This is a genomic window from Pseudomonas sp. 3MAES_34.3B (assembly GCF_058145875.1).
In genome coordinates, this window is sequence record NZ_CM176960.1 from 904,289 (window position 1) to 929,142 (window position 24,854).

The following is a 24,854-nucleotide window of genomic DNA, read 5'->3' on the forward strand; positions in this document are numbered from 1 at the left end:
AAACGAGCCACAGTAACAAGAAGGCTGCACAAACAGAAGCGCAAGCACCGGGCTGCGGGGCCCTTCCTGAGGGAAGAGCCCATTTGCACAGGCTTAAACCAACTGATCCCCTACATGCAGGATCTTCATGCCGTTGGTGCCACCGATGGTGTGGTAGCTGTCGCCCTTGGTAAGGATCACCCAGTCGCCTTGCTCCACCAAGCCGCGCTTGAGCAGCTCGTCTACCGCCGCCTGGCTGACCTTGCCCACTTCATAGGCAGAGGGATCGAACGGCACGGTGTACACGCCGCGCATCATTGCCACGCGCGCCTGGGTTGCGCGGTGAGGCGAGAACGCGAAAATCGGCACCGAGGAGCGGATGCGGGACATGATCAACGGGGTATAGCCGCTTTCAGTCAGTGCAATGATCGCCTTCACGCCAGGGAAGTGGTTGGCGGTGTACATGGCTGCCAGCGCGATGCTTTCGTCGCAGCGGGAGAACTGCGTATACAGGCGGTGGCTGGACTTCTTGCTGGTGGGGTGCTTTTCCGCGCCAAGGCAGATCCGCGCCATGGCCTGCACCGCTTCGATCGGGTAGGCACCTGCGGCGCTTTCAGCCGAAAGCATCACCGCATCGGTGTAGTCCAGCACGGCGTTGGCCACGTCGGACACTTCGGCACGGGTGGGCATCGGGTTCTGGATCATCGACTCCATCATCTGGGTCGCCACGATCACGGCCTTGTTGTTGCGGCGCGCGTGTTGAATGATCTTCTTCTGGATGGCCACCAGCTCGGCATCGCCGATTTCCACGCCCAGGTCGCCACGTGCGACCATTACCGCATCACTGGCGCGGATCAGCCCGTCGAGGCTTTCGTCGTTGGCAACGGCTTCGGCGCGCTCGATCTTGGCCACCAGCCAGGCGGTGCCGCCCGCAGCGTCGCGCAGTTCCCGCGCGTATTCCATGTCCGCGGCATCACGGGGGAAGGATACGGCGAGGTAATCCAGGTCCATTTCCGCCGCGAGCTTGATGTCAGCCTTGTCTTTCTCGGTGAGGGCGGGCGCGGTCAGGCCACCGCCGCGGCGGTTGATGCCCTTGTGGTCCGACAACGGGCCGCCGATCAGTACCACGCAGTGAAGCGCGTCGGCGTCCGCACGTTCCACCCGCATGACCACGCGACCGTCGTCGAGCAACAGTTCGTCGCCCACGCCGCAATCCTTGACCAGGTCTGGGTAGTCGATACCTACCACCTGCTGGTTGCCTTCGGTGAGGGGGTGCGTGGTAGAGAAGGTGAACGGGTCACCGACCTTGAGTTCGATGCGCTTGCTGGCAAACTTGGCAATGCGGATTTTCGGGCCCTGAAGGTCGCCCAACAACGCGACGTGGCGGCCGTGGCGGGCAGCGATATCGCGGATCAGCCGAGCGCGAGCCTTGTGCTCGTCCGGGGTGCCATGGGAGAAGTTGAGGCGAGCGACATCGAGCCCGGCGAGAATCAGTTGCTCCAGTACCTCTGGCGAATTGCTGGCTGGGCCGAGGGTGGCGACGATTTTTGTACGGCGTACGGTCATGCACTGGCTCCTTTATTGACGCGCGGTGAGAGGCTACTCCTCAAAGCCGCTGTAGTCATCGACGGTTTGCACTACCTGAGCGGGTGCGAGGGGCGCACGCAGGGTTGAAGTATTTCGCCCGCTGGCCGATACACTTCAGGTGTAAAGGAGATCTCCATGCGAACCCTCATTGTGTTGACGGTGCTGGCCGCTCTGGCCGGTTGTACCCGCTGGTCGATGGATCAGCATTTGAATAGCGCTTACAGAGCGTATGACGACGGCGACTGTCAGAAGGTCATGCTGGAATTGTCGCAAGTAGACAGAAAGAGCCGCGCCCGCCCCTATATAAGGCCGGAAAGTGCCATGCTGCGCGGGCAATGCCTGGAACGGCAGAACCTCTACCCGGACGCCGCCCAGACGTACCAGTTCATCATTTATCAGTACCCTGGAAGCGAGTACGCCTACCGCGCGAAAGCCAGGTTGCAAACCCTTGAGCAACTCGGCCGATTCCCGACGGAAGGCGCGGCGGTGACGCATCCGGTGGGTAACTAACTACCGGATCAGGGAGGAAAAATTACTGGCAGAGTGCTAGCCTTCTGGAAGCTTCTTGCCAAGCTTGGGATCGGAAGGCACTTTAAGTGCTGTGTGCCAGTCCGAATGATACGGCTACGAAACAGTGAACACGCCATGTATATCGAACGACGCATAGAGCGGCACCAATTGCCGTACTACCTCAAGGTGTATAACCGCTATACCGACCGCCCGATCGGTTACCTGGGGAACGTGTCTGAAGCCGGGTTGATGCTGATCAGTACTGTGCCGTTACTGGTCGGCCCTGACTTTGAGCTTCAGCTGAAGGTCCCGGCGCATGATGGCGAGATTCAGTTGATCAACCTCACCGGCAGCTGCCTGTGGTGCCAGGAAGACGCGACACCCGGCTTTTATGATTCAGGGTTCATGCTGCTTCAGGTGCCTATGGAGTATGAGCAACTGGTGGGCGCCTTGCGCCGTTACTTCAGTTTCCTCCCCCTGAGCGCCTCGGCCTGAGGCGCTCCGTTTCACTCAAGCGCGCATAGCAGGCCAACAGCGCCTCGGGCAGTTGCGCGCCAGGCGCCACCAGGGTCTGGGCCCCGCTCGCTTCCAGCGCCAGGCAAAGGCGTTCCCGCCCAGCAAGCACCTCTATGGCCATGCAGTAGGCGTGAGCCGATGCATTATCGTGCACGGGGGACCGCGCCTGCTGATGTACTACCTGTTCGACACAGTCCACCACGATCAGGCGGTGGGCGGCGGCGACCGCGGCCAGCGGAGGAATCACTTGAGCGGGTTCATGAGGCAGGCGAGTGAGCAGTACTACAACAGCGCGGCGGGCCGTGTGTTCCAGCACGCTGGCGGCGCTGGCGGCCCAATCAGTGGGCTGGATGCTCAGCGGTGGATCTTCCAGGATCCGATACAGCGCCTGCAGTTGGCGGTCCCCCATACCTGGGCTCAGGTACTCACGCCCCTGGCCGCCCTCCAGGTGCAACGCGACCCGTTGGCCCTGCGCCATGGCATGGCAGGCGAGCGCGAGGGCCGCGTCAATGGCGTGATCGAGAAGCCGTTCGCCCTGCCGGGTGCTTGCCATGAATGGACCGGTATCGATCCACAACACCAGATCAGCCGAGCGCGTTGGCCCAGCAACCCTGTGGTGGTGGCTGAGAGATTCAAGCGCACCAAGCGCCGGCCCCACGCGGCTGCGCTGGGGCAATGAATGCAAGTGCCGAGCCTCCCATAGCCCAAACGGCCCAGGGACATGGAGCTCGCAGGCGTCCAGCCCGAAGGCGCCCCGGCTTATGGGGCATAGCCCATAGGCGAACCGGGCGCGGTACCTGGCGGGGATGGTCAACAATCGAGGCAACCCCGACAAGCGGGCGCCGCGCTCCGCCTCAAGCGGTTCGCTGTAGCGAACCCGCAAGGGGCGGGTGTAGGGGTTTTGCAACGTGACCCATACCAGGTGCTCCTCGCCAACGGCGAGCCGGCCTGGCAGTTCCCGTTCAAGCACCTGTGGCCGAAGGCGCAGTGCCCAGCCGATATCAATCGCACTCAGCGCAACGGCCGCGGCGCATGCGCTGGCAAGCAGCGCACCGTTGAGCCCGGTACCTTCGGTAGCCAGGGCCAGCCCGAGCAGCGCGGCGGCCAGGATGCACACGCGATAGCGTGGGCGAATCACGCGCCTATGCCTCATGGGCGGGGAGCGCCCACCTGATCCAGCTGTTCGGCCAGCGCCTGCTCCAGCGCAATACCCTCTACGCGCTGGGTAACGGCCAATCGAACACGGTGGCGCAGCACTGCGGGTGCGCACGCCTTGATATCCTCTGGCAGCGTATGGTCGCGGCCTTGCAGCAAAGCGCGGGCCTGGGCACAGCGCACCAAGGCAATGGCAGCGCGTGGCCCGGCGCCGGTGCTCAGGCGCGGCCCGTAGCGCGTCGCTCGCACCAGCCGTACCGCGTAGTCGACCAATCGCTCATCCACTCGAACCTCAGCCCGGCTGGCGCGTAGCCTGAGCACCTGGGCAAAGGTGTACAGGCGCTGTGGGGCTGCAATGGCGAGCATGTCATCGAAAGGCGAAAGGCTGACCTCGCGGACCATGCGGGTTTCGTCTTCCACCCCTGGGAAGCCCACCGGTACCGCCATCATGAAGCGGTCGAGCAATGACTCGCTCAATGGCATGACCCCGGCACTGTCCAATGGATGACGACAGCCAATGAACAAGAAGGGGGCGACCTGGCCGGCGGGGAGTTCCAGGGTGTCTTCCGCCGCCGCCCGCAAGGCCTGGCCCAGTGCCGATTGGGTGTCCAGGTTGGCCTGTTCCATCCCATGAACCAGCAGTACCTGCCCGGTTGCGCTGGCCTCGCCGCTGTTGCTCGGCTGCGGATGCAGCGCCGCTAAAGCCGGTGCGGGCAGGCATGGCACTTCGCTGAACGCTGCACCAAAGGAAGCAGCCAGCGCGCGCGCAGCGGTCCGCTTTCCGCACCCGGGCGGGCCTTCCAGCAGTACATGGCCCCCCGCAAGCAAGGCAATCAGCAGCGCTTCGATAACCGCCGGCTGGCCGACCAGCGCCGTGTTGAGTTCGTTCGCCCAGGCGGCGAGCGATGCACTGCTTGCGGGCACGGTATGCGGGCCGTCTGTATCGGGCGATGGGGCGCTGAAGTTGTCGGTCATAGGGCATTCCTGATGATTTGCAGCCGCGCCACCTGCTGTTCGAAGGACAAGCCCGTGCGAGCCTCTCCCGCCGGTGGTCGCATGGCCTCGGCAATGCGAGCGGTAGAGGTTGCGGCAAGTTTGGCCAGCAGGTGCCACTGCTCGGCGACCGGCCAGTGAGCGAAGCCGGGATAGCGTTGGCTGGCTTGCCAGTGGATGTCTTCGCGCAGGCTGCGAAGCAATGCCTGTTCCGTCGGGTGCCCTGGGTGCGGGCGCCTTGTGCGGGCGGCTCGGGGCCTTGGCTTGAGCAGCGCCCATTGGGCGGCGGTGGCCCACGCCAGAAGTACGCACAGCAATACGGCACTGGCAAGTGTAGCGGGGTAGGTGGCGAGCTGTTGAAGCACACTTGCGCGAGAGGTAGCTTCCCGGTACTGCATGACCACGTGGCGGCCTTGATTGAGGTACCACAGCAACCAGGCATTATCGAACTGGCCGATGGCGCGGTTGCGCCACAGCGCGGTGTCGCTCACCACCGTAAGGGTGCCAGCGCCCATGGTAAGTTGCAGCATGTGGGTCCCCTGCGGGCTGTTGGCCCAGGATTGTGCCAGGTCATCGGCGTCCTCCAGGTGCCGGCCCGGTGCGAAGCCCATCAGCAGAGGCGCCCGCTCGCTTTCCAGGTACATCGCGGTGAGGGTGGTGCGCGCGGACACCGGGGCGCCGCCAGCGCTTGCATAGGCATCGAGCAAGCGGATGTTGAGCGGGTCCAGCAGCGGGTCGGCCGCGCCACGGCCTGGCGCCCAATACCCTTGCACTGTTACCAGCAAGCGCCCCCCGGCATACACCCACGCCAGCAATGTCTGGGCTTGGCTTGGGCTCATGTATTCACGGTCCCCGAGCAACATTACGCTTAAATCCACCGGGGGCACTCGGCTCAGGGGCGCCAGGTCCTGGGTTCGGGTCACCTGCAGCCCTTGCTCGCGCAAAAACTGTTCAGCGGCCAGGTACGGGTCTGCGTCGCGGTGCACCCGGAGCGCGGCGAGGGATAACAGCCCCGCAATGATCAACAGCGCCGCGACGGCTAGCCGTTTCATGCGTTCACATCGGTCGGGAACAGCCGATGCCAGGAGGCGACAAGGGCGGCCCATGCGGCGTCATCGGGCGGCATGCCGGCATAGACAGCGCGTTGCCGCTGCTGAATCAACCGGCGAGTGAAATCTTCGAGTGCACTCAGCCTTAGGCTCACGACCCGTGCGAGCACCTCCGGCTCCGTCGCGCTGGGCGGGATGTGAAGGTGGTAATCCGTGGCAAGGCGCGCAAGCAGCCCTTGATAGAGAAGGTCCAGCGCCGCCTGTGGAGAGGCTGACCATTCATGCTCGGCGGTCTCGATCACCGGCGCAAGATTGGTTGGCGCCATGATGGCGCTGTAGGCGCCTGGCCACACCGGCGCGGCTTTCCTGCGTGTTGCCCGCTCGCTCATGACCAGCGCCAGTGCCACCAGAAAAGCGACCGCTGCCCCCGCAGCCAATTCGCCCGCGGAGAATATCTGGCCAGTGTAGGCGGGTGCGTTCAAAAGGCGGCCGATGGTGGCCCTCGCGGCCTCTGCACTCAAAGATGGAGCGGAAGGCTCGGCATGGCTTGCAAGCGGCAGTAAGAGGAGCATTGCCGCAGCCAGGCGAGGAGGGGGAGGGAGTCCGTTCAGCGGCATGGCCGTTCATGGCAAGGGATAGGCACCCGATGCTAGCCATGGCCGTGCGTTCAGGCAACCGGCCTGTGAGTATTCGCACGTAACGGCTTGAAACTGGCTAGCGCCCCATTGGGCCCTTAAACTGTAAGCCTTCTCGCTTCAGGAAGCTGCTGTGACCACAAGCCTGTTCTGGTATGACTACGAAACCACCGGTATTGTCCCCAGCCGAGACCGGCCAGTGCAGGTGGCGGGTATCCGTACCGATCTGCAACTGAACGAGATCGACACACCGGTCAACCTTTATTGCCGCCTGGCTGATGACATTCTCCCGCATCCGGCGGCATGCCTGGTCACGGGGATTGATCCCGCACGCTTGCGCGAACGCGGCCTGCCAGAGGCCGAATTCATGGCCAGGGTGCATGCCGAATTGAGCCAGCCCGGCACCTGTGGGGCGGGTTACAACACGCTGCGCTTCGACGACGAGGTCACGCGCTACAGCCTTTACCGCAACTTTTACGATCCCTACGCCAGGGAATGGCAAGGAGGGAACAGCCGCTGGGACCTGATCGACCTGGTACGCGCTGCCTATGCGTTGCGCCCCGAAGGCATCGAGTGGCCTTGCGCCGACGGCCAGGTGTCGCTCAGGCTCGAATTGCTTACCGCCGCCAACGGTATCGACCATGGCCAGGCGCACGACGCGCTGTCGGACGTAAGGGCGACCATTGGCCTGGCTCGGCTGATTCGTGAACGTCAGCCTAAACTCTACGAATGGTTCTTTGCACTGCGCAGCAAACACAAGGTTATCGAGCAGGTTCAACTGATGCGCCCGATGGTGCATATTTCCGGTCGCTTCGGGGCCGCACGCAATTATCTGGGTGTTGTGCTGCCATTGGCCTGGCATCCACGTAATCGCAACGCACTCATCGTTTGCGACCTCAGCCACGAGCCCTGTGTATTGTGGGAAGAAGAGGCACACATATTGGCCCGCCGGCTGTATACGCGTCGCGATCAACTGCTTGACGGCGAATTACCGGTACCGTTGAAGTTGATCCATGTTAATCGGTGCCCGGCGATTGCGCCTTTGGGTGTGATCGCCAAAAAAGACCATGAACGATTGCAGATCGACTTTGGCATTTATGAAACTCGCGTCAAGGGCTTGCGCGAGGCCCAGCATTTATGGTCGAGCAAACTCGAACACATTTATTCCAGCGATGATTTCGCACCCAGTGACGACCCGGAACAGCAGCTGTATGCAGGCTTTATCGGGGAGCGGGACCGGCGGCTCTGTCAGAAAGTTCGAGACAGCAGGCCCGAAGCGCTTGCCCGTGAAACCTGGATGTTCGATGACCCACGGTTGCCCGAGTTGCTGTTCCGTTATCGTGCCCGGAATTTCCCGCACACCCTCGACGCCGGGGAACGCGCCCTGTGGGAAACATTCTGCCGTGGCCGGCTGAGCGATCCGGCGTTCGGCGCACCGCATACCCTTGGCAGTTTCGAGCAGGCCATGGCGCAAGCGTTGGCCAACGCGTCGGATACCCAGCGTGCATTGCTGGGGCGGTGGCAACACTACGTAGACGGATTGCGATTGAAACTACAGCTATAAAAAACGCCAGCAGTGCTGGCGTTGGGTGAGAAGCTCGACAGGGATTAACCCAGCAGAGTTGCCCAGCTTTCGACTTCGTCACCGCCCCACTTGGCTTTCCACTCTTTCAGAGTTTTGTGGTTGCCGCCTTTGGTTTCGACGATCTCGCCGTTGTGCGGGTTTTTGTACTGCTTCACCTTGCGAGCACGCTTGGTACCGGTGGTTTTAACAGGTGCGCTACGGCCTGGCTTGGAGTTGCGAGCTTCAGGGTCCAGCAGGGCGATAATGTCGCGAAGGGACTTCTGGTATTCGCCCATCAGGTCGCGCAATTTGCCTTCGAATTCCAGCTCGGTTTGCAGGTTCTTGTCTTGGGACAGGCTTTGCAGGCGGGCCTGCAGTTCCTTGATGGTTTCTTCCGTGGTGCGGTATTCGTTGATAAGCGACATGACACTACCTATGAATGGGTTGACGATCCGCGACGATAATAAACACTGAAGTAATTGGAGTAAAGATTAACCTTCGGTGTTTTCAATTAGTGGATAACACTCCTTCAACATTTTTATTTCCGCATGTTTTCGCGATGGGCGGGGCACGCCGTGTGCCAATGCCGGTATCGGCAAAAGCCGGTTGCGACGTTGTGGATACTGCAGATTCTCGCGGTAGTCGCTAGAATGCGGTTCTTTTCTCGATGTACTGGAGCTTTACCGATGCGCACTTTCCGGCTGGTGATCGCCTGCCCCGACGGCGTTGGCATTGTTGCCAAGGTCAGCCATTTCCTGGCTTCACACAATGGCTGGATTACCGAAGCCAGCCACCACTCCGATGAGCAGAGTGGCTGGTTCTTCATGCGCCACGAAATCCGCGCCGATAGCCTTCCTTTTGGCCTGGAAGAGTTCCGCACTGCCTTTGCGCCTATCGCCGAAGCATTTTCCATGGTGTGGCAGATCACCGACTCGGCTTGCAAGAAGCGCGTGGCGCTGATGGCCAGCCGGGAATCCCATTGCCTTGCCGACCTGTTGCATCGGTGGCATAGCCAGGAACTCGATTGCGATATCGCGTGCGTGATCTCCAACCATGACGACCTGCGCAGCATGGTCGAATGGCATGGCATTCCTTATTACCATGTTCCGGTCAATCCAGCGGACAAGCAGCCGGCATTTGCCGAAGTGTCGCGCCTGGTAAGCGAGCACGCCGCCGATGTGGTGGTGCTTGCCCGCTATATGCAAATCCTGCCACCGCAACTGTGCCGTGCCTATGCGCAGCGCGTCATCAACATTCACCACAGCTTCTTGCCCTCGTTCGTCGGGGCCAAGCCGTACCATCAGGCTGCCGCGCGCGGTGTGAAGCTGATCGGCGCCACCTGCCACTATGTGACCGAAGAACTCGACGCCGGGCCTATCATCGAACAGGACGTGGTTCGCATCAGTCATAGCCACAGCACCGAAGACATGGTCCGCCTGGGCCGGGACGTAGAGAAAATGGTCCTTGCCCGGGGCCTGCGCTACCATCTGGAAGACCGTGTGCTGGTGCACGGCAACAAGACGGTCGTGTTCGACTGACCTGCCTGGAGGTGAGCATGAGCAACAACCCGTTGGACCGTGCCACCTCCACAGCACCGCCCACCCTTGGCGAGGGTTGTACGGCCCGCTACGATCCGCAAGCCCTTACACCTGCGCACGGCACGGAATTTCCCGATGCCCAAGCGTTGTGGCAAGCGGTGGCCGGCGACGAGCACTCTGAGCCTGGCCCTGTTACGCCTGACGAAACGCCATAAGCCGGCGCAACAGCGGCTTGCCCACCATCAACACGAAAATGGGCGCGCCAGCCAGCAGGTAGAAGTAGTACGTCACAACGCGCCAGATCAGAATGGCGGCCGCCGCGGTAGGCTTGCCAACCATGGGCGCCAGCAGGGTCGCGCTGGTGAGCTCGGCTGCGCCAGCGCCACCTGGCAGCAGGCTGAACTGCCCCGCGCTCAATGAAAGAATCTGCACGAGAAATGCCCAGGCCCAGTCCAGGTCGGAGCCTAGCCCGCGCAGCGCGAGCCAGAGCACGCTGAACCTCAAGGCCCAGTGTGAGCATGTAAGCAGGAAAGCCAGGGCCAGTGAGCCCTTGGGCATTCCCAGCGTATCCTTGAACGCATGCACGAAATGCAGCCAGCGCCTGGCCCAGCGCCAACGGCGCGGCCTGGACATGCGAAGGCGTTTGAGGATGAAAGCCGTGAGCGACACGAAGTAGCGCTGATGGCGGGCCACCCCCCAGCACGCGAAAAGCGCCAGCGTCATCAGTAGCGCACTGCTGCCGAGCAGCCATTCCATGCGGCTGTTGAGTTGATGGAACAGCGCGTACAGCAACACACCGGCAATGGCCAGGCAGAAGAACAGCAGGTCGCTCAGCTGATCCATGGCGAACACCGCCCCGCTGCGCGCCGGCGGTACACCCTGGCGGTCCAGTAACGCTACCAACGTAAGGGGGCCACCGCTGCCGCCCGGGGTCGCGCAAATGGCGAATTCAGTGGCCATCACCATGCCGATGGTGCGAGGCAGGCTCAGCCGTTTGCCCTGTGCCTGGAGCAACACCCGAAGGCGTATGGCATTGAGTGTCCAGCACAGGCCGATCATCGCGAACAATCCCAGCAGCAACGGCAGCGGGAAACCGCGCAAGCGGCCAAGCAACTCGCCGCCGCCAAGCGCCCATGGCAGTGCAATTGCAACTGCCAACGCCAGCGCCAGCCAGCCCAGGCGTTTCATGCGGCCTGGGCCAAGTGGCCCTGCTGCGCCAGCCAACTGCGCTTGGTCTGCGCGATACGTCCCTCTTCGAGCAGGCGGCGCAGCGTGTTCAGCCAATACTCGCGTGACTCGGGATATCGCATGTCCACCGGGTGAAGGCCCAGGCGTAGCGACGGCGCAGCCCGCCATTGCTTGAGCTGCCAGTCGCTCACTACCCGGGAGAGGCTGCGCCGCCAGGCACTTCCAGCGCTCCACACCAGCCCCGGGGCCGGGATTTTCTCGAAGCTGGGCAGCCGGTAGAAGTGCTGTGGGTCGCTGGTATAGGAAAGTGGGAGCTTACGAAGGGCCTTGCGGGTGCCTTCGCTCATCAGCCAGGCCGGTGCCACAAAACCTTCCAATGGCCACTGCTGACGTTGGAACATCTCGATGCCGTTGCCGATGCGCTCCAGTGCCTGCTGTTCGGCCAACGTGTAAAACTCGCCCTCCCAGGTGTATACGCGCCGCATGAACCACTGCCTGGGCGTTCGTGGCGGGGGCGCATCGTCGGCATGGAAGTAGCCATGCAACGCCAGTTCATCCCCTTTGCTCAGGCGTTGCTCCAGCACACGGCAGAATTCCGGGTGTTGGTCGAGGCGGTTACGATGGTGGAAGTCGGGTACCACAAGGTGGGTCATGGTTACGCCGCCGAGGGCATCCACTGCCTCTACGAAGGGTTGGTAGTCCGGCCAGGTTTGCGGTGCAACATCATGCAGTACCAGCAGTACGCTGCGCTCCCCGGTGTTCGCAGTATCAGCCATGGGCCACCACCGGCATGCCGTAGCGGGTCTGCACCGCGCGGTAATGGCCCAACAGGCCACTGACCACGGCATCCCAGGCAAACTCTCGCTCAGTGTAGGCACGGGCGCGCTTCCCCCAGGCGGCCGGGTCGGCATTGAACAATTGCCGCACGCATTCGCCCATGGCGCCTGGGTCGTTGGGCGGGCAACGCAGCCCGCCTTCGTCGGTGATCAGTTCCTTGAACGCACCGGCATCGACCGCCACCACCGGAATGCCGCTGGCCATGGCTTCGATGATCACCAGGCCGAAAGTTTCCTGGTTGCCGGCATGCAACAGGGCATCGGCGCTGGCCATCAGGCGCGCCACTTCGGGGATAGGGCAGAAGTGGTTGATCACCGATACGTTCTCGGGAACATTCGCTGGCATATTCGAGCCCACTAACAGCAAGTGATAGCCGGGGCCGAGATACTTCATGCATTCAAGCAATACAGGAATGTTTTTTTCTTTCGAGCCGCGCCCGGCGAAGATCAGTAGGCGGGTGTCTTCGGCAATGCCCAGTTGCTTGCGTAGTTCGGGATCCCGGCGCGCGGGGTTGAATGTCTCCAGGTCTACACCCAGACGCTGTACATGAACGTCCCGAATGCCCAGGCGCCGAAGTTTATCGGCCATCACCTTGCTGGGGGCCAGCACCCGGTCGAAGTTGCCATACAACTTGCTGACGTAGGCCTCCACATTCGGAGTGAACCAGTTACCCATACGGTTGCTCACCAGCAAGGGCAGGTCAGAGTGATAAAAACCTATCACCGGAACATCCAGTTGGCGGCGGGCATCGAGTGCCGCCCACGCCGTAAGATAGGGGTCGCCGACTTCAATGAGATCAGGTTGCAGGTCTTTGAGCACATTTCGCCAAGGGGCCAGGCGTAAAGGGAACCGGTAGCCGTTGCCAAAGGGGAGGGCGGGCGCCGGCACCCGGTACACGCCATTTTCTTCACTGAGGCTGGGGCCAGGGATCAACAGGCTGTGACGGATGCCGGCTTTGCCGGCAAGGCGACGGTGTTTGGCATCAAGGTAAGTTCTAACCCCCCCACTGGCTGGGGCATAGAACATGGTGATGTCAGCAATGTGCACGATCAGCTTTCCTTCGGGCCGTGGTCCTAGCATGGACCTTCATGAACATTAGATGTTCGATCCCGGCGCTTCGTTTAGTGCTGGCGTGACACAGGAGGGGAAGGGAAGAGAGGCCGCCCCGGCAGGAGCGGCCTTGACGCATCAGGCGATGAGCTTGGAAGCCAGCCAGAACAGGCCAGCGGCCAGAGCCATGGATACAGGCAGGGTGAGCACCCAGGCCAGCAGGATATTCTTGACGGTGCTGCCTTGCAGGCCGCTACGGTTCGCAACCATGGTGCCTGCAACCCCCGACGACAACACGTGGGTAGTGGAGACCGGCAGGCTGAACACGTTGGCCAGGCCGATGGCGAAGGCGGCGGTGATTTGCGCGGACATGCCCTGTGCGTAGGTCATGCCCTGCTTGCCGATCTTCTCGCCGATGGTCAGCACCACGCGCTTCCAGCCCACCATGGTGCCCACGCCAAGCGCCAGCGCCACGGCGAAGATTACCCAGAACGGTGCGTACTCGGTGGTGCTGGTGAGGTCCTTGCGCAGTTTGTCCAGGTCGGCTTTTTCACGCGCATCCAGGCCGGGCAGCTTGCCTACCTTGCGCGCGGTGTCGTCCAGGCAAAGCAGGAAGCGGCGGGTTTCGATACGCTTGTCGGCAGGCAGGGTGTGGTAGTCGGAAACCCCACGCAGGTTTTCCTGCAGCGCATTGATGGTCGGTTCGGTCTGCTGCGGGTTGCATTCGAACTGCTCCGGCAGGTCCCCCGCGCTCGACTTGCCCAGGGCCAGGTACTCGCCGAGGCTGGCACTGTTGCGCTGGTAGAACTGCGCCAGGTGCAGGGTGGCGTCGCGGGTGCGTTCGATCTCGTAGGTGCTGCTGGTGAGGTTGAGCACGAACTGGCTGGGAACGATGCCGATCAGTACCAGCATGATCAGGCCGATGCCTTTCTGGCCGTCGTTGGAGCCGTGGACGAAGCTCACGCCCAGGGCGGAGAGCACCAGCACCAGGCGGTTCCAGAAAGGAGGGTGCTTTTTGTCATCCAGGCGCCGACGCTGTTCGGGCGTTTTATGCATCTTGGACAGCGGGCGCCAGCGCTTGAGCGCGATCAGCATGAGCGCGGCAACGCCGAAACCGACCATGGGCGATACGACCAGCGACGCGCCGATGTCGATAGCTTTCTGCCAGTTCACACCTTCGCCCAGCGGGATGTCGTTGATCATGGCGTTGGCCAGGCCTACCCCGAGGATAGAGCCGATCAGCGTGTGAGAACTGGACGCCGGGATGCCGAAGTACCAAGTGCCCAGGTTCCAGGCGATGGCGGCGGCCAGCAGCGAGAACACCATCACCAGGCCGTGGCCGGTATTGACGTTGATCAGCAGCTCGACCGGGAGCAAGTGAACGATGGCATACGCCACGCCCACGCCGCCGAGCAACACACCGAGGAAATTGAAGAAGCCGGAAAGCAGGACGGCCAGATGCGGCGGCATTGCTTTGGTGTAGATGACGGTCGCCACCGCGTTGGCGGTGTCATGAAAGCCATTGATGAACTCAAAGGCGAGGACGAAGGCCAAAGCCACGAACAGGCTTATAAGGACCCAGGCGTCCAGTCCGCTGAATAGATCGATCATGAAGATTTTGTGACCAGCCGTTAAGGGGGCGGGATTATGACAGAAAATCCCGAAAGTCGATGCCCCGCCTGCTGATCGGCTTGCGCAGCACACTTGCCACAGGCGCTCCGCACGGCGGTTGAAAGGTACTCAGCTCGCTTCAGGGCTTTTCAGTTCCTTTTCGATCTTTTCGATCTCTTGCTGGAACGCCTGGTCCAGCAGGCTGGCACGTTTACGCCACGGCTTTCGTTCTGGCTCGGGCTGAGCGGCATAGGTGGTAACTTCGCCACCGTAAACATCCTTGAAACGTTTCTCCTGGCGCTCAAGTTCCGCGCGCAGTTCGTCTTTAGTCACATGGTTACCTTTTTTTATGTGTACCGAGATGGAATATCCGGATTGCAAGCGCTGCCGAATGGAGAGTGGGAGGCCGGTTGCGTCCGGGTGAAACACCGTGCAACGACGGCTGCGCAACGGTAGCGCCATGGGTCAAGCGTAGTCAACTTTCCGTTGGTTTCTAAATATACATACAGGTGTAGTTCCGTGGCGCGGCTAACAGATACAGCACCACTGTTGGATCCGTATATGTACAAGAAAGTTTAAAAACACTTGAACGAGGCGGGTAATTGATCGGAGAGAATAAAAAAAGCCCCGCTTGAGCGAGGCTGCGCCCGACTCCCCTGGTGGGTACCTGACCAGTCTCTCCGGGAAGTCGAATAGGGCTCGCTAAAGGTATAGTGGCAGGGATACGGGGTCAATTGCGATTATCGGCCGTTCGTTCGATAATCGCCCTACGCTGGTATGACCTTCGCGGTTCAGAGGACCTTCTATGAACGATCAACTGCGCAACGCCTTCAGTTCACTGGCCCCGCCTATCATTGCCTCGCCGGCCAAGCGCATACAGGCGTTCGCGGGCGACCCCGACTTCATGACGTCTCTGGCCCGGGGGCTGGCTGTGGTGCAAGCCTTCCAGGAGCGCAAGCGCCATTTGACCATCGCGCAGATCAGCCACCGAACCGAGATCCCTCGTGCCGCCGTGCGGCGCTGCCTGCATACGTTGATCAAGCTGGGGTACGCCACAACCGACGGCCGTACCTACTCGCTGCTGCCCAAGGTGCTCACGCTCGGCCACGCTTACCTGTCGTCCACGCCCCTGGCGGTGTCTGCTCAGCCCTACCTCGACCGCATGAGTGAACAGCTTCACGAGGCCTGCAACATGGCAACCCTCGAAGGCGACGACATCTTGTATATCGCCCGCAGCGCCACTACGCAGCGGCTCATTTCAGTGGACCTGTCGGTGGGTGGCCGGCTACCGGCCTATTGCACGTCGATGGGGCGGATCCTGCTGTCGGCCCTGGATGACGCCACGCTGCGCGAATACCTGGAGCATGTGGAACTGCAGCCCAAGACGAGCAAGACCCTTACCGACCGCGACGAGCTCGCGCGTTGCCTGCAGCAGGTGCGCCAGCAAGGCTGGTGCATTGTCGACCAGGAACTGGAGCAGGGCCTTCGTTCGATTGCCGTGCCGGTGTACGACGCCTCCGGGCAAGTACTGGCCGCCCTTAACGTGAGCACCCATGCTGGCCGCGTAAGCCGGGGCGAACTGGAGCAGCGCTTTTTGCCGATCATGCTCGCTGCCAGCCGCGACCTCAGTAGCCAGCTGTTCAGCTGAGCCGCGCTGCTGAGATCCGTTCGATAAACGCACCAATATGCGTTTATCGAATTGACGGTTTCCCGAGTCACTTCTAATGTCGCTTGACTGGCCGGGGACCCCCGGCCGGCCATAATAAAGCGAGAGGCTTTGCCATGAACGTCACTCTCCTTCAGCAACCTCCGCGCTTCTGTCAATACGGCCGACTTCGGGCCTGAACAACACTATTACGCAACTGTAGAGCAGCCACACGTTCGAATGAGCGCGTGCGGTGCTTAAGTGCGTGCTTACGGTGGATAAAAACAATGAACCGTCCTCAAGATACAATCGGCAATTGCCTCGACGTACAGTCGTTCATCAATAGCCAGCCGCTTTCGCGCTTTCAATGGCGAGTCGTTATTCTGTGTTTCCTGATTGTTTTCCTCGATGGCCTGGATACTGCCGCCATGGGCTTTATTGCCCCGGCGCTGTCGCAGGACTGGGGCCTGGCCAAAGGTAGCCTGGGCCCGGTAATGAGTGCCGCGCTGGCAGGGATGGTCATCGGTGCGCTGGGCTCGGGCCCACTGGCCGACCGCTTCGGTCGTAAGGTGGTGCTGGTCGCTGCCGTTGCGGTGTTCGGCGTGTTCAGCCTGGCCTCGGCCTACAGCACGAACCTCGACCAGTTGATGCTGCTGCGCTTGCTCACTGGCATCGGCCTGGGCGCCGGCATGCCGAACGCCACAACGCTGCTCTCCGAGTACACCCCGGAGCGCTTGAAGTCGCTGTTGGTGACGAGCATGTTCTGTGGCTTCAACCTGGGCATGGCGGGCGGTGGCTTCATCTCCGCCAAGCTGATTCCGGCCTACGGCTGGCACAGCCTGTTGTTGCTCGGTGGCATCCTGCCGATGATCTTGCTGGTGGTGCTGATGATCTGGCTGCCTGAATCGGCGCGCTTCCTGATTGTGCGCAACCGCGGCAACGATCAGGTGCGCAAGGTGCTGGCTCCGATAGATCCGGCAACGGTAGCGCAGGCTGGCAGCTTCAGCGTGCCGGAGCTCACCACGGTAAAAGCCCGCAACGTATTTTCGGTAATCTTCTCCAGCACCTACAAGGCCGGCACCTTGCTGCTGTGGCTCACCTACTTCATGGGCCTGGTGATCGTGTACCTGCTTACCAGTTGGCTGCCGACGCTGATCAAAGACAGCGGCGCCAGCATGGAGCAAGCCGCGTTCATTGGCGGGCTGTTCCAGTTCGGCGGTGTACTCAGTGCGGTCGCCGTAGGCTGGGCCATGGACCGCTTCAACCCGCATAAGGTGATTGCCACCTTCTATCTGCTGGCTGGCGTATTCGCCTACTTCGTAGGGCAAAGCCTGGGCAACTTCGCACTCTTGGCTACCCTTGTACTGGTAGCAGGCATGTGTGTGAACGGTGCGCAATCGGCCATGCCGTCGCTGGCGGCGCGCTACTACCCCACCCAATCCCGGGCCACCGGTGTGTCGTGGATGTTGGGCATTGGTCGCTTCGGCGCCATTGTCGGGGCGTCCAGCGGCGCGATGCTGCTGGGGGCGGGCTGGACGTTCGCCCAAGTGCTTACGGCCTTGCTGGTGCCCGCCGCGCTCGCCACGATTGCCGTGTTCATCAAGGGCAAGGTCAGCCACGCCGACGCGACCTGACTGCCGGAGTATGCGTTCGATAATCGAACGCATACTCGATAATCGGATTGTTTGGCAGCGTGGCCAGACTTAATCTCCGGCCACGCATTTGCAACGGGCCGCACTCTGCGGCCCTTATCGATACAGGCTCATCCAAGAAGGAGTCCACGCGACATGGCTGAACTTCTCTCGCTCCACGAAGCCGTGAAGCAGTTCGTGAACGATGGCGATACCGTCGCCCTCGAAGGCTTTACCCACCTTATTCCGACAGCTGCCGGCCACGAGATCATCCGCCAGGGCAAGAAAGACCTGACCCTGGTGCGCATGACCCCCGACCTTATCTACGACCAACTGATCGGCGCTGGTTGTGTGCGCAAGCTGATCTTCTCCTGGGGCGGTAACCCGGGCGTCGGTTCGCTGCATCGCCTGCGCGACGCGGTGGAAAAGCAATGGCCGCACGCGATGGAAATCGAAGAGCACAGCCATGCTGACCTGGCCAACGCCTATGTCGCTGGCGCCTCGGGCCTGCCGTTTGCAGTGTTGCGTGCCTATGCCGGCTCCGACCTGCCGAAGGTCAACCCGCTGATCAAGACCGTGACCTGCCCGTTCACTGGCGAAGTGCTGGCGGCGGTGCCGTCGGTACGCCCGGACGTGACCGTGATTCATGCGCAGAAGGCCGACCGCAAAGGCAACGTATTGCTGTGGGGCATCCTGGGTGTGCAGAAAGAAGCCGCCCTGGCCGCCAAGCGCTGCATCGTTACGGTGGAAGAAATCGTCGACGACCTGCAGGCACCGATGAACGCTTGCGTGCTGCCTACCTGGGCGCTGAGCGCCGTGTGCCTGGTGCCCGGTGGCTCGCACCCGTCCTATGCCCATGGTTATACCGAACGCGACAACCGCTTCTACCAGGACTGGGACCCGATCGCGCGCAGCCGTGACACCTTTACTGCCTGGATCGACGAGTACGTGCGCGGCACCCGCGATTTCGATGAATACCGCGCCAAACTCAGCCAAGCCGGGGAGAACGCCTGATGACCTACTCCACTTCTGAAATGATGACCGTGGCCGCCGCCCGGCGCCTGAAGAACGGCTCGGTGTGCTTTGTGGGGATCGGCCTGCCGTCCAAGGCCGCCAACCTCGCACGCCTCACCTCGTCCCCGGACGTGGTGCTGATTTACGAGTCCGGCCCGATCGGCGCCAAGCCTACCGTGCTGCCGCTGTCCATCGGCGACGGTGAGCTGGCTGAAACCGCGGACACCGTGGTGCCCACCGGCGAGATTTTCCGTTACTGGCTGCAGGGCGGGCGGATCGACGTCGGCTTCCTCGGCGCGGCGCAAGTGGATCGCTTCGGCAACATCAACACCACCGTGGTCGGTGACTACCATTCGCCCAAGGTTCGCCTGCCGGGTGCCGGTGGCGCGCCAGAGATTGCCGGTTCCGCCAAGAGCGTGCTGATCATCCTCAAGCAGTCTCATCGCAGCTTCGTCGAGAAACTGGATTTCATCACCTCGGTTGGCCATGGCGAAGGCGGGGATTCGCGCAAGCGCCTCGGCCTGCCCGGCGCAGGCCCGGTCGGAATCATCACCGACCTGTGCATCATGGAGCCCGAAGCGGTCAGCAACGAGTTCGTGGTCACCTCTATTCACCCAGGCGTTACCCGCGAACAGATCACTGCCGCCACCGGCTGGCCGATCCGCTTCGCTGATGACGTGGTGACTACCGGCGAGCCTACCGAGGTGGAACTGACCGCCTTGCGTGACCTGGAAGCCCGAACTGCCAAGGCCCATGGCCAAGCCCCGGGAGAAGCGTGATGCGCGACGTTTTTATCTGTGATGCCATTCGTACACCGGTGGGCCGCTTTGGCGGCGCGCTGGCCTCGGTTCGCGCCGACGACCTGGCCGCCATTCCGATCAAGGCACTGATGGAGCGCAACCCCCAAGTGGACTGGAGCGCGGTAGACGAGGTGTTCCTCGGCTGCGCCAACCAGGCCGGTGAAGACAACCGTAACGTGGCGCGCATGGCCCTGCTGCTGGCCGGCCTGCCGCCGAGCGTGCCTGGCATCACCCTGAACCGCCTGTGCGCGTCGGGCCTGGATGCCATCGGTACGGCGTTCCGCGCCATCGCCGCCGGCGAGATCGAGCTGGCCATCGCTGGTGGTGTCGAGTCCATGTCCCGCGCGCCCTTCGTGATGGGCAAGGCGGAATCCGCCTACTCGCGCAACATGAAGATCGAAGACACCACCATCGGCTGGCGCTTTGTGAACCCATTGATGAAAGCCGAGTACGGCGTGGATTCAATGCCCCAGACCGCGGATAACGTGGCCGACGACTACAACGTGTCCCGCGCCGATCAGGATGCCTTTGCCCTGCGCAGCCAGCAACGTGCCGCGGCGGCGCAAGCGTCGGGCTTCTTCGCTGAAGAAATCGTGCCGGTGCGTATTCCCGGCAAGAAAGGCGAAACCGTGGTCGACACCGATGAACATCCGCGTGCCGACACCACGCTCGAAGCCCTGGCCCGGCTCAAGCCGGTGAACGGCCCGGATAAAACCGTGACCGCAGGCAATGCCTCCGGTGTGAACGACGGGGCCGCGGCGCTGATCATTGCCTCGGCCGAAGCGGTGAAGAAGCATGGCTTGAAGCCCCGCGCGCGGATCCTTGGCCTGGCCAGCGCTGGCGTCGCGCCACGCGTGATGGGCATCGGCCCGGTGCCGGCGGTGCGCAAGCTCACCGAGCGCCTTGGGCTGGCCATGTCCGATTTCGACGTGATCGAGCTCAACGAAGCCTTCGCCTCGCAGGGCCTGGCGGTATTGCGCGACCTGGGCGTGGCGGACGACGCCCCGCAGGTCAACCCTAACGGCGGCGGCATTGCTTTGGGCCACCCGCTGGGCATGAGTGGCGCGCGGATGGTTGTAACCGCGGTTCACCAACTGGAGCGCAGCGGCGGTAAAAAAGCCTTGGCCACCATGTGCGTGGGCGTAGGGCAGGGCGTGGCTTTGGCGCTGGAGCGGATTTAACCCGGCGCTTTCATTCAATCCCTCGAAACATTCCGGGCCTCCACGCAAGGCCTGGAGCGTTTCGGGCGATTGTCTGCGGTGGTACGGTAGCGCTTCCGTAACCCCCTGACGAGAACAACAGATGACAACAACTCATTACACGGGCGAAGAACGGCGCAAGCGGATTTTCGCTATTGTCGGCGCGTCTTCCGGCAACCTGGTCGAATGGTTCGACTTCTACGTCTACGCGTTTTTCGCGCTGTATTTTGCACCCTCCTTTTTTCCTTCCGATGACCCTACCGTGCAACTGGTGCAAAGCGCCGGTGTGTTCGCGGCAGGCTTTCTCATGCGCCCCATCGGCGGCTGGCTGTTCGGCCGGGTAGCGGACCGCTACGGCCGGCGAACCTCGATGATGATCGCCGTGCTGATGATGTGCGCCGGCTCGCTGATGATCGCGTTCTTGCCCACCTACCAGAGCATTGGCGTGGCAGCCCCGGTACTGTTGCTGGTGGCGCGCCTGCTGCAGGGCCTGTCGGTGGGTGGCGAATACGGCACCACGGCAACGTACATGAGCGAAGTGGCCCTGCGCGGCCAGCGCGGGTTCTTTGCCTCCTTCCAGTATGTGACGTTGATTGGTGGGCAACTGCTGGCGGTACTGGTGGTGGTGATCCTGCAGCAGATGTTCGATAAGGCCGAGTTGACGGCCTGGGGCTGGCGCATCCCGTTCGTGATCGGCGCCCTGGCTGCGTTCGTTTCCCTGCTGTTGCGTCGTTCGCTGAAAGAAACCCTTACCGCCGAAACGCGCAACGACAAGGACGCGGGCAGCCTGAAAAGCCTGTTCAAGCACCATCGCCTGGCCTTCATCACCGTGCTTGGGTACACCGCTGGCGGGTCGCTGATTTTCTACACCTTCACCACCTACATGCAGAAGTACCTGGTGAACACCGCCAAGATGAGCCCCGAAACCGCGAGCTTCATCATGACCGGCGCGCTGTTCGTTTACATGTGCATGCAGCCGCTGTTCGGCGCGCTGTCGGACCGCATTGGCCGGCGCAACTCGATGCTCTGGTTCGGTGCCCTCGGCACCCTGTGCACGGTGCCGATCCTGATGGCGCTCAAAACCGTCACCAACCCGATCATTGCCTTCGCGCTGATCACCCTGGCCCTGGCGATCGTAAGTTTCTACACCTCCATCAGCGGCCTGGTGAAGGCCGAGATGTTCCCGCCGCAAGTGCGTGCGCTGGGTGTAGGGCTTTCCTATGCCGTGGCCAACGCCATCTTTGGCGGCTCTGCGGAGTTTGTCGCGCTCAGCCTGAAAAGCGCGGGTAACGAAAACGCCTTCTACTGGTATGTCACGGTAATGATGGTGATCGCGTTCCTGTTCAGCTTCCGGTTGCCGCGGCAAGCCGCCTATCTGCACCACGATCATTGATTTGGGCAGGCGCGCCGCAGGTGTGGCGCGCCCTTGTGTGAGGACACCATGAGCGAAAGACCGACCAACAGCCTGTTCGACGCCTATTTCAGCGCAGCGGACATGCGCCGGATTTTCTCCGACGAGGGGCGTATCCAGGGCATGCTGGACTTCGAGGCGGCGCTCGCCCGCGCCCAGGCGCGTACCGGGTTGATTCCCGACGACGTGCCGGGCGTGATCGAAGCGGCTTGCAAGGCCAGCCTCTACGACGCCGGCGCCCTGGCCCAGGCAGTGGGCGGCGGCGGCAATTCGGCAATCCCCTTGGTGAAAATGCTGGGTAAACAGGTGGCCAGCGCCGACCCGCGCGCCGAACGTTATGTACACCTGGGCGCGACCAGCCAGGACGTGATGGACAGCGGCCTTGTGTTACAGATGCGCGATGCGCTGGCCTGGCTGGAAAACGCACTGCAACAGCTGACCGACCGCCTGGCCGAGCAAGCCCAGCGCTACGAAGCATTGCCGATGCCAGGCCGAACCTGGCTGCAGCATGCCACGCCGGTCACCCTCGGGATGAAACTTGCCGGCTGGCTGGGCGCGCTGGATCGCCACCGCCAACGGCTGCGTGAGCTCAAGCCGCGCCTGTTGGTGGTGCAGTTCGGTGGTGCCTCCGGCACCTTGGCCGCACTGGGCGATCAGGCCTGGCCGGTGGCCGAGGCGCTGGCCGATACCTTGAAGCTAAACCTTGCGGAGCAGCCCTGGCACACGCATCGCGATCGCCTGGTGGAATTCGGCAGCGTGCTTGGCCTGCTGGCCGGTACCTTGGGCAAGATGGGCCGCGATATCAGCCTGCTGATGCAAACCGAGGCGGCCGAACTGTTCGAGCCTTCCGCGCCGGGCAAGGGCGGTTCTTCCACCATGCCGCACAAACGTAACCCGGTGGGCGCCGCGGTGTTGATCGCCACGGCTACCCGCGCGCCAGGGCTGGTGTCCACCTTGCTGAGCGCAATGCCCCAGGAGCATGAGCGCAGCCTTGGGCTGTGGCATGCGGAATGGGACACCCTGCCCGAGCTGTGCTGCCTGGTGTCCGGTGCGCTGGAGCAAGCCATCGGGTTCGCCAATGGCATGGAGGTGGACGCCGAGCGCATGGGCCGCAACCTGCAGCTTACCCACGGGCTGGTGCTGGCCGAAGCGGTCAGCATCGTGCTGGCGCAGCGGCTTGGCCGCGATACCGCGCACCATCTGATCGAACAATGCTGCAAACGGGCAGTGGCCGAACACCGGCACTTGCGCGACGTCCTGGGTGATACCCCTGAGGTCACTGCCGAGCTCTCCTCGGCCGAACTCGACCAACTGCTGGACCCCGCTCATTACCTTGGTCAGGCACAGCGCTGGGTTCAGCGCGCAGTGGCTGAACACAATCGTCTGAATGCTTGAAAGGAGGTTTACGTGGCACGCGTCAAACTCGCCGATGGCGAACTCAACTATCAGCTCGACGGCCCGCAAGGCGCACCTGTGCTGGTGCTGTCCAACTCCCTGGGCACCGACCTGGGCATGTGGGACACGCAAATCCCGGCCTTTACCGAGCATTTTCGTGTGTTGCGTTACGACACTCGCGGGCATGGCCAGTCACTGGTAACCGAAGGCCCCTACAGCATCGAGCAGTTGGGCCAAGATGTAATCGCTTTGCTCGATGCCTTGAACCTGGGCAAGGTTTCGTTCTGCGGCCTGTCCATGGGCGGGCTGATCGGGCAATGGCTGGGGATCAATGCAGGCGACCGGCTGAACCGCCTGGTGATCTGCAATACAGCGGCGAAGATCGCCAACGACGAGGTGTGGAACACCCGTATCGAAACCGTGCTGCGCGATCGTGAAGCGGCCATGGTGGGCTTGCGCGATGCGTCCATCGCTCGCTGGTTCACCCCTGAGTTCGCCGAACGCGAGCCGGCACAGGCCAAGCGCATCACCGACATGCTGGCCGCCACGTCCCCTAACGGCTACGCCGCCAACTGTGGTGCCGTACGCGATGCCGACTTCCGTGAGAAGGTGGCGAGCATCCAGGTGCCACTGCTGATCATCTCCGGTAGCCAGGACGCCGTTACGCCGCCCAGCGGCGGCGAATTCATTCAGCGACAGGTAAAGGGCGCCGACCACGAAGTGTTCCACGCCGCTCACCTGTCCAACGTGGAAGTGGGCGAGCCGTTCAGCCAGCGCGTGCTCGACTTCCTGCGCGCATAAACAGAGGAACCACCGTGGACGAACAACAGCGTTACGACGAAGGCATGAAAGTGCGCCGTGCGGTACTGGGCGATGCGCATGTGGATCGCAGCCTGAAAAACATCACCGAATTCAATGGTGAGTTCCAGGAAATGATCACCCGCCACGCCTGGGGCGACATCTGGACCCGCCCGGGCCTGCCACGGCATACCCGCAGCCTGATCACCATTTCGATGCTGATCGGCATGAACCGCAACGAGGAGCTCAAGCTGCACCTGCGCGCCGCCGCCAACAACGGTGTTACGCGGGACGAGATCAAGGAAGTGATCATGCAGAGCGCGATCTATTGCGGCATCCCCGCCGCCAATGCCACCTTCCACCTGGCCGAATCGGTGTGGGACGAGCTGGGCGTGGAATCGCGGGAGTAATGTCGCTCGCCAGGTCAGCCTGGCTGAGCTGTAGCAGCAAACCTTGGTTGCGACCGGCGTACCACCAATGTACGGCCCCGTCGCGGGCAAGCCACGCTGCTACAGGGTCAATGCGTAGCCGAGTTGAAGATCAGTCCCACTCGACTGACCTGTAGCAGCAAACCTTGGTTGCGACCGGCGTATCACCGATGTACGGCCCGGTCGCGGGCAGCATTAGTTGAAGCTCAGTCACGCTCGACTGACCTGTAGCAGCAAACCCTGGTTGCGACCGGCGTATCACCAATGTACGGCCCCGTCGCGGGCAAGCCTCGCTGCTACAGGGTCAATGCGTCGCCGGCA

At 62.3% G+C, this 24,854-nt stretch carries 25 protein-coding genes; 14 read left to right on the plus strand and 11 right to left on the minus strand.

What is annotated here, in order from left to right; genetic code table 11:
- Positions 1 to 93: 93 nt before the first annotated feature.
- Complete coding sequence (gene pyk, locus AC3Z8Y_RS04035) at positions 94 to 1,545, minus strand: pyruvate kinase (RefSeq protein ID WP_490088559.1); 1,452 nt, start codon at positions 1,543 to 1,545, stop codon at positions 94 to 96.
- 156 nt (positions 1,546 to 1,701) lie between these two features.
- On the opposite strand from pyk, the gene AC3Z8Y_RS04040 reads away from it, so the two are divergent.
- Complete coding sequence (locus AC3Z8Y_RS04040; RefSeq protein WP_181117154.1) at positions 1,702 to 2,076, plus strand: tol-pal system YbgF family protein; 375 nt, start codon at positions 1,702 to 1,704, stop codon at positions 2,074 to 2,076.
- 135 nt (positions 2,077 to 2,211) lie between these two features.
- Positions 2,212 to 2,571: a PilZ domain-containing protein gene (locus tag AC3Z8Y_RS04045; RefSeq protein ID WP_490088560.1), complete on the plus strand. Its 360-nt coding sequence runs from the start codon at positions 2,212 to 2,214 to the stop codon at positions 2,569 to 2,571.
- On the opposite strand, the gene AC3Z8Y_RS04050 is transcribed toward AC3Z8Y_RS04045, so the two are convergent.
- From AC3Z8Y_RS04050 to AC3Z8Y_RS04065, 4 genes are read right to left on the minus strand one after another with little or no spacing between them, the layout of a single operon-like run.
- Positions 2,540 to 3,730, minus strand: a complete 1,191-nt coding sequence (locus AC3Z8Y_RS04050; protein ID WP_490088561.1) for a DUF58 domain-containing protein — start codon at positions 3,728 to 3,730, stop codon at positions 2,540 to 2,542. The genes AC3Z8Y_RS04045 and AC3Z8Y_RS04050 overlap by 32 nt on opposite strands.
- An 11-nt stretch (positions 3,731 to 3,741) precedes the next feature.
- Positions 3,742 to 4,722, minus strand: a complete 981-nt coding sequence (locus AC3Z8Y_RS04055; protein WP_490088562.1) for an AAA family ATPase — start codon at positions 4,720 to 4,722, stop codon at positions 3,742 to 3,744.
- Positions 4,719 to 5,792, minus strand: a complete 1,074-nt coding sequence (locus tag AC3Z8Y_RS04060) for a DUF4350 domain-containing protein (RefSeq protein ID WP_490088563.1) — start codon at positions 5,790 to 5,792, stop codon at positions 4,719 to 4,721. The genes AC3Z8Y_RS04055 and AC3Z8Y_RS04060 overlap by 4 nt, the downstream gene beginning before the upstream one ends.
- Complete coding sequence (locus tag AC3Z8Y_RS04065; RefSeq protein ID WP_490088564.1) at positions 5,789 to 6,406, minus strand: DUF4129 domain-containing protein; 618 nt, start codon at positions 6,404 to 6,406, stop codon at positions 5,789 to 5,791. The genes AC3Z8Y_RS04060 and AC3Z8Y_RS04065 overlap by 4 nt, the downstream gene beginning before the upstream one ends.
- A 151-nt stretch (positions 6,407 to 6,557) precedes the next feature.
- On the opposite strand from AC3Z8Y_RS04065, the gene sbcB reads away from it, so the two are divergent.
- Complete coding sequence (sbcB, locus tag AC3Z8Y_RS04070; protein ID WP_490088565.1) at positions 6,558 to 7,988, plus strand: exodeoxyribonuclease I; 1,431 nt, start codon at positions 6,558 to 6,560, stop codon at positions 7,986 to 7,988.
- Between the two features lie 44 nt (positions 7,989 to 8,032).
- On the opposite strand, the gene mvaT is transcribed toward sbcB, so the two are convergent.
- Positions 8,033 to 8,413 carry a histone-like nucleoid-structuring protein MvaT gene (gene mvaT, locus AC3Z8Y_RS04075; protein WP_490088566.1) on the minus strand — a complete coding sequence of 127 codons (381 nt, stop codon included), beginning with the start codon at positions 8,411 to 8,413 and terminating at the stop codon, positions 8,033 to 8,035.
- Between the two features lie 261 nt (positions 8,414 to 8,674).
- Here mvaT and purU point away from each other — a divergent pair, with 261 nt between their 5' ends.
- Positions 8,675 to 9,526: a formyltetrahydrofolate deformylase gene (purU, locus tag AC3Z8Y_RS04080; RefSeq protein ID WP_490088567.1), complete on the plus strand. Its 852-nt coding sequence runs from the start codon at positions 8,675 to 8,677 to the stop codon at positions 9,524 to 9,526.
- 17 nt (positions 9,527 to 9,543) lie between these two features.
- Positions 9,544 to 9,741 (plus strand): hypothetical protein, encoded by a 198-nt coding sequence (locus AC3Z8Y_RS04085; RefSeq protein ID WP_490088568.1) that lies wholly within the window; start codon positions 9,544 to 9,546, stop codon positions 9,739 to 9,741.
- On the opposite strand, the gene gpgF is transcribed toward AC3Z8Y_RS04085, so the two are convergent.
- From gpgF to AC3Z8Y_RS04110, 5 genes are all read right to left on the minus strand, one after another.
- A complete protein-coding gene (gene gpgF, locus AC3Z8Y_RS04090; RefSeq protein ID WP_490088569.1) occupies positions 9,719 to 10,714 on the minus strand; it encodes a glucosaminyl phosphatidylglycerol flippase in 996 nt (331 codons plus the stop codon). The genes AC3Z8Y_RS04085 and gpgF overlap by 23 nt on opposite strands.
- Positions 10,711 to 11,490 (minus strand): N-acetylglucosaminyl phosphatidylglycerol deacetylase, encoded by a 780-nt coding sequence (gene gpgD / locus AC3Z8Y_RS04095; RefSeq protein ID WP_490088570.1) that lies wholly within the window; start codon positions 11,488 to 11,490, stop codon positions 10,711 to 10,713. Before gpgD ends, gpgF begins: the two co-directional genes overlap by 4 nt.
- Positions 11,483 to 12,631, minus strand: coding sequence for an N-acetylglucosaminyl phosphatidylglycerol synthase (gene gpgS, locus AC3Z8Y_RS04100; RefSeq protein ID WP_490088571.1), 1,149 nt, complete (start codon positions 12,629 to 12,631; stop codon positions 11,483 to 11,485). The genes gpgD and gpgS overlap by 8 nt, the downstream gene beginning before the upstream one ends.
- Before the next feature lie 108 nt (positions 12,632 to 12,739).
- Complete coding sequence (locus AC3Z8Y_RS04105; RefSeq protein ID WP_490088572.1) at positions 12,740 to 14,212, minus strand: inorganic phosphate transporter; 1,473 nt, start codon at positions 14,210 to 14,212, stop codon at positions 12,740 to 12,742.
- Positions 14,213 to 14,341: 129 nt separating this feature from the next.
- Complete coding sequence (locus tag AC3Z8Y_RS04110) at positions 14,342 to 14,545, minus strand: hypothetical protein (protein ID WP_181117167.1); 204 nt, start codon at positions 14,543 to 14,545, stop codon at positions 14,342 to 14,344.
- Positions 14,546 to 15,017: 472 nt separating this feature from the next.
- Between AC3Z8Y_RS04110 and pcaR the strand changes: the two genes are divergently transcribed.
- The 9 genes from pcaR to pcaC all read left to right on the plus strand — a co-directional run bounded on the left by pcaR (position 15,018) and on the right by pcaC (position 24,515).
- Positions 15,018 to 15,860, plus strand: coding sequence for a pca regulon transcriptional regulator PcaR (pcaR, locus tag AC3Z8Y_RS04115; RefSeq protein WP_490088573.1), 843 nt, complete (start codon positions 15,018 to 15,020; stop codon positions 15,858 to 15,860).
- Between the two features lie 284 nt (positions 15,861 to 16,144).
- A complete protein-coding gene (gene pcaK / locus AC3Z8Y_RS04120; RefSeq protein ID WP_490088574.1) occupies positions 16,145 to 17,491 on the plus strand; it encodes a 4-hydroxybenzoate transporter PcaK in 1,347 nt (448 codons plus the stop codon).
- A 153-nt stretch (positions 17,492 to 17,644) separates the two neighbouring features.
- Entirely contained in the window at positions 17,645 to 18,502 is an 858-nt protein-coding gene (locus AC3Z8Y_RS04125; protein ID WP_181117170.1) for a CoA transferase subunit A, read from the plus strand.
- Positions 18,499 to 19,281 carry a CoA-transferase subunit beta gene (locus AC3Z8Y_RS04130; RefSeq protein WP_181117198.1) on the plus strand — a complete coding sequence of 261 codons (783 nt, stop codon included), beginning with the start codon at positions 18,499 to 18,501 and terminating at the stop codon, positions 19,279 to 19,281. Before AC3Z8Y_RS04125 ends, AC3Z8Y_RS04130 begins: the two co-directional genes overlap by 4 nt.
- Positions 19,278 to 20,483, plus strand: coding sequence for a 3-oxoadipyl-CoA thiolase (pcaF, locus tag AC3Z8Y_RS04135; protein WP_490088575.1), 1,206 nt, complete (start codon positions 19,278 to 19,280; stop codon positions 20,481 to 20,483). The genes AC3Z8Y_RS04130 and pcaF overlap by 4 nt, the downstream gene beginning before the upstream one ends.
- Positions 20,484 to 20,604: 121 nt before the next feature.
- Positions 20,605 to 21,894 (plus strand): MFS family transporter, encoded by a 1,290-nt coding sequence (locus AC3Z8Y_RS04140; protein WP_490088576.1) that lies wholly within the window; start codon positions 20,605 to 20,607, stop codon positions 21,892 to 21,894.
- A gap of 48 nt (positions 21,895 to 21,942) precedes the next feature.
- Positions 21,943 to 23,307 carry a 3-carboxy-cis,cis-muconate cycloisomerase gene (locus AC3Z8Y_RS04145; protein ID WP_490088577.1) on the plus strand — a complete coding sequence of 455 codons (1,365 nt, stop codon included), beginning with the start codon at positions 21,943 to 21,945 and terminating at the stop codon, positions 23,305 to 23,307.
- Positions 23,308 to 23,319: 12 nt separating this feature from the next.
- Positions 23,320 to 24,108, plus strand: a complete 789-nt coding sequence (gene pcaD, locus AC3Z8Y_RS04150; RefSeq protein ID WP_490088578.1) for a 3-oxoadipate enol-lactonase — start codon at positions 23,320 to 23,322, stop codon at positions 24,106 to 24,108.
- A 14-nt stretch (positions 24,109 to 24,122) separates the two neighbouring features.
- Positions 24,123 to 24,515 (plus strand): 4-carboxymuconolactone decarboxylase, encoded by a 393-nt coding sequence (gene pcaC / locus AC3Z8Y_RS04155; protein WP_225775152.1) that lies wholly within the window; start codon positions 24,123 to 24,125, stop codon positions 24,513 to 24,515.
- Positions 24,516 to 24,854: the final 339 nt, after the last annotated feature.

Coding starts and splice junctions, on each gene's coding strand:
- pyk (WP_490088559.1), bottom strand. CDS start 1,545: ATGACCGTACGCCGTACAAAAATCGTCGCCACCCTCGGCCCAGCCAGC.
- AC3Z8Y_RS04040 (WP_181117154.1), top strand. CDS start 1,702: ATGCGAACCCTCATTGTGTTGACGGTGCTGGCCGCTCTGGCCGGTTGT.
- AC3Z8Y_RS04045 (WP_490088560.1), top strand. CDS start 2,212: ATGTATATCGAACGACGCATAGAGCGGCACCAATTGCCGTACTACCTC.
- AC3Z8Y_RS04055 (WP_490088562.1), bottom strand. CDS start 4,722: ATGACCGACAACTTCAGCGCCCCATCGCCCGATACAGACGGCCCGCAT.
- AC3Z8Y_RS04060 (WP_490088563.1), bottom strand. CDS start 5,792: ATGAAACGGCTAGCCGTCGCGGCGCTGTTGATCATTGCGGGGCTGTTA.
- AC3Z8Y_RS04065 (WP_490088564.1), bottom strand. CDS start 6,406: ATGCCGCTGAACGGACTCCCTCCCCCTCCTCGCCTGGCTGCGGCAATG.
- mvaT (WP_490088566.1), bottom strand. CDS start 8,413: ATGTCGCTTATCAACGAATACCGCACCACGGAAGAAACCATCAAGGAA.
- purU (WP_490088567.1), top strand. CDS start 8,675: ATGCGCACTTTCCGGCTGGTGATCGCCTGCCCCGACGGCGTTGGCATT.
- AC3Z8Y_RS04085 (WP_490088568.1), top strand. CDS start 9,544: ATGAGCAACAACCCGTTGGACCGTGCCACCTCCACAGCACCGCCCACC.
- gpgF (WP_490088569.1), bottom strand. CDS start 10,714: ATGAAACGCCTGGGCTGGCTGGCGCTGGCGTTGGCAGTTGCAATTGCA.
- gpgD (WP_490088570.1), bottom strand. CDS start 11,490: ATGGCTGATACTGCGAACACCGGGGAGCGCAGCGTACTGCTGGTACTG.
- gpgS (WP_490088571.1), bottom strand. CDS start 12,631: ATGCTAGGACCACGGCCCGAAGGAAAGCTGATCGTGCACATTGCTGAC.
- AC3Z8Y_RS04105 (WP_490088572.1), bottom strand. CDS start 14,212: ATGATCGATCTATTCAGCGGACTGGACGCCTGGGTCCTTATAAGCCTG.
- pcaR (WP_490088573.1), top strand. CDS start 15,018: ATGAACGATCAACTGCGCAACGCCTTCAGTTCACTGGCCCCGCCTATC.
- pcaK (WP_490088574.1), top strand. CDS start 16,145: ATGAACCGTCCTCAAGATACAATCGGCAATTGCCTCGACGTACAGTCG.
- AC3Z8Y_RS04125 (WP_181117170.1), top strand. CDS start 17,645: ATGGCTGAACTTCTCTCGCTCCACGAAGCCGTGAAGCAGTTCGTGAAC.
- AC3Z8Y_RS04140 (WP_490088576.1), top strand. CDS start 20,605: ATGACAACAACTCATTACACGGGCGAAGAACGGCGCAAGCGGATTTTC.
- AC3Z8Y_RS04145 (WP_490088577.1), top strand. CDS start 21,943: ATGAGCGAAAGACCGACCAACAGCCTGTTCGACGCCTATTTCAGCGCA.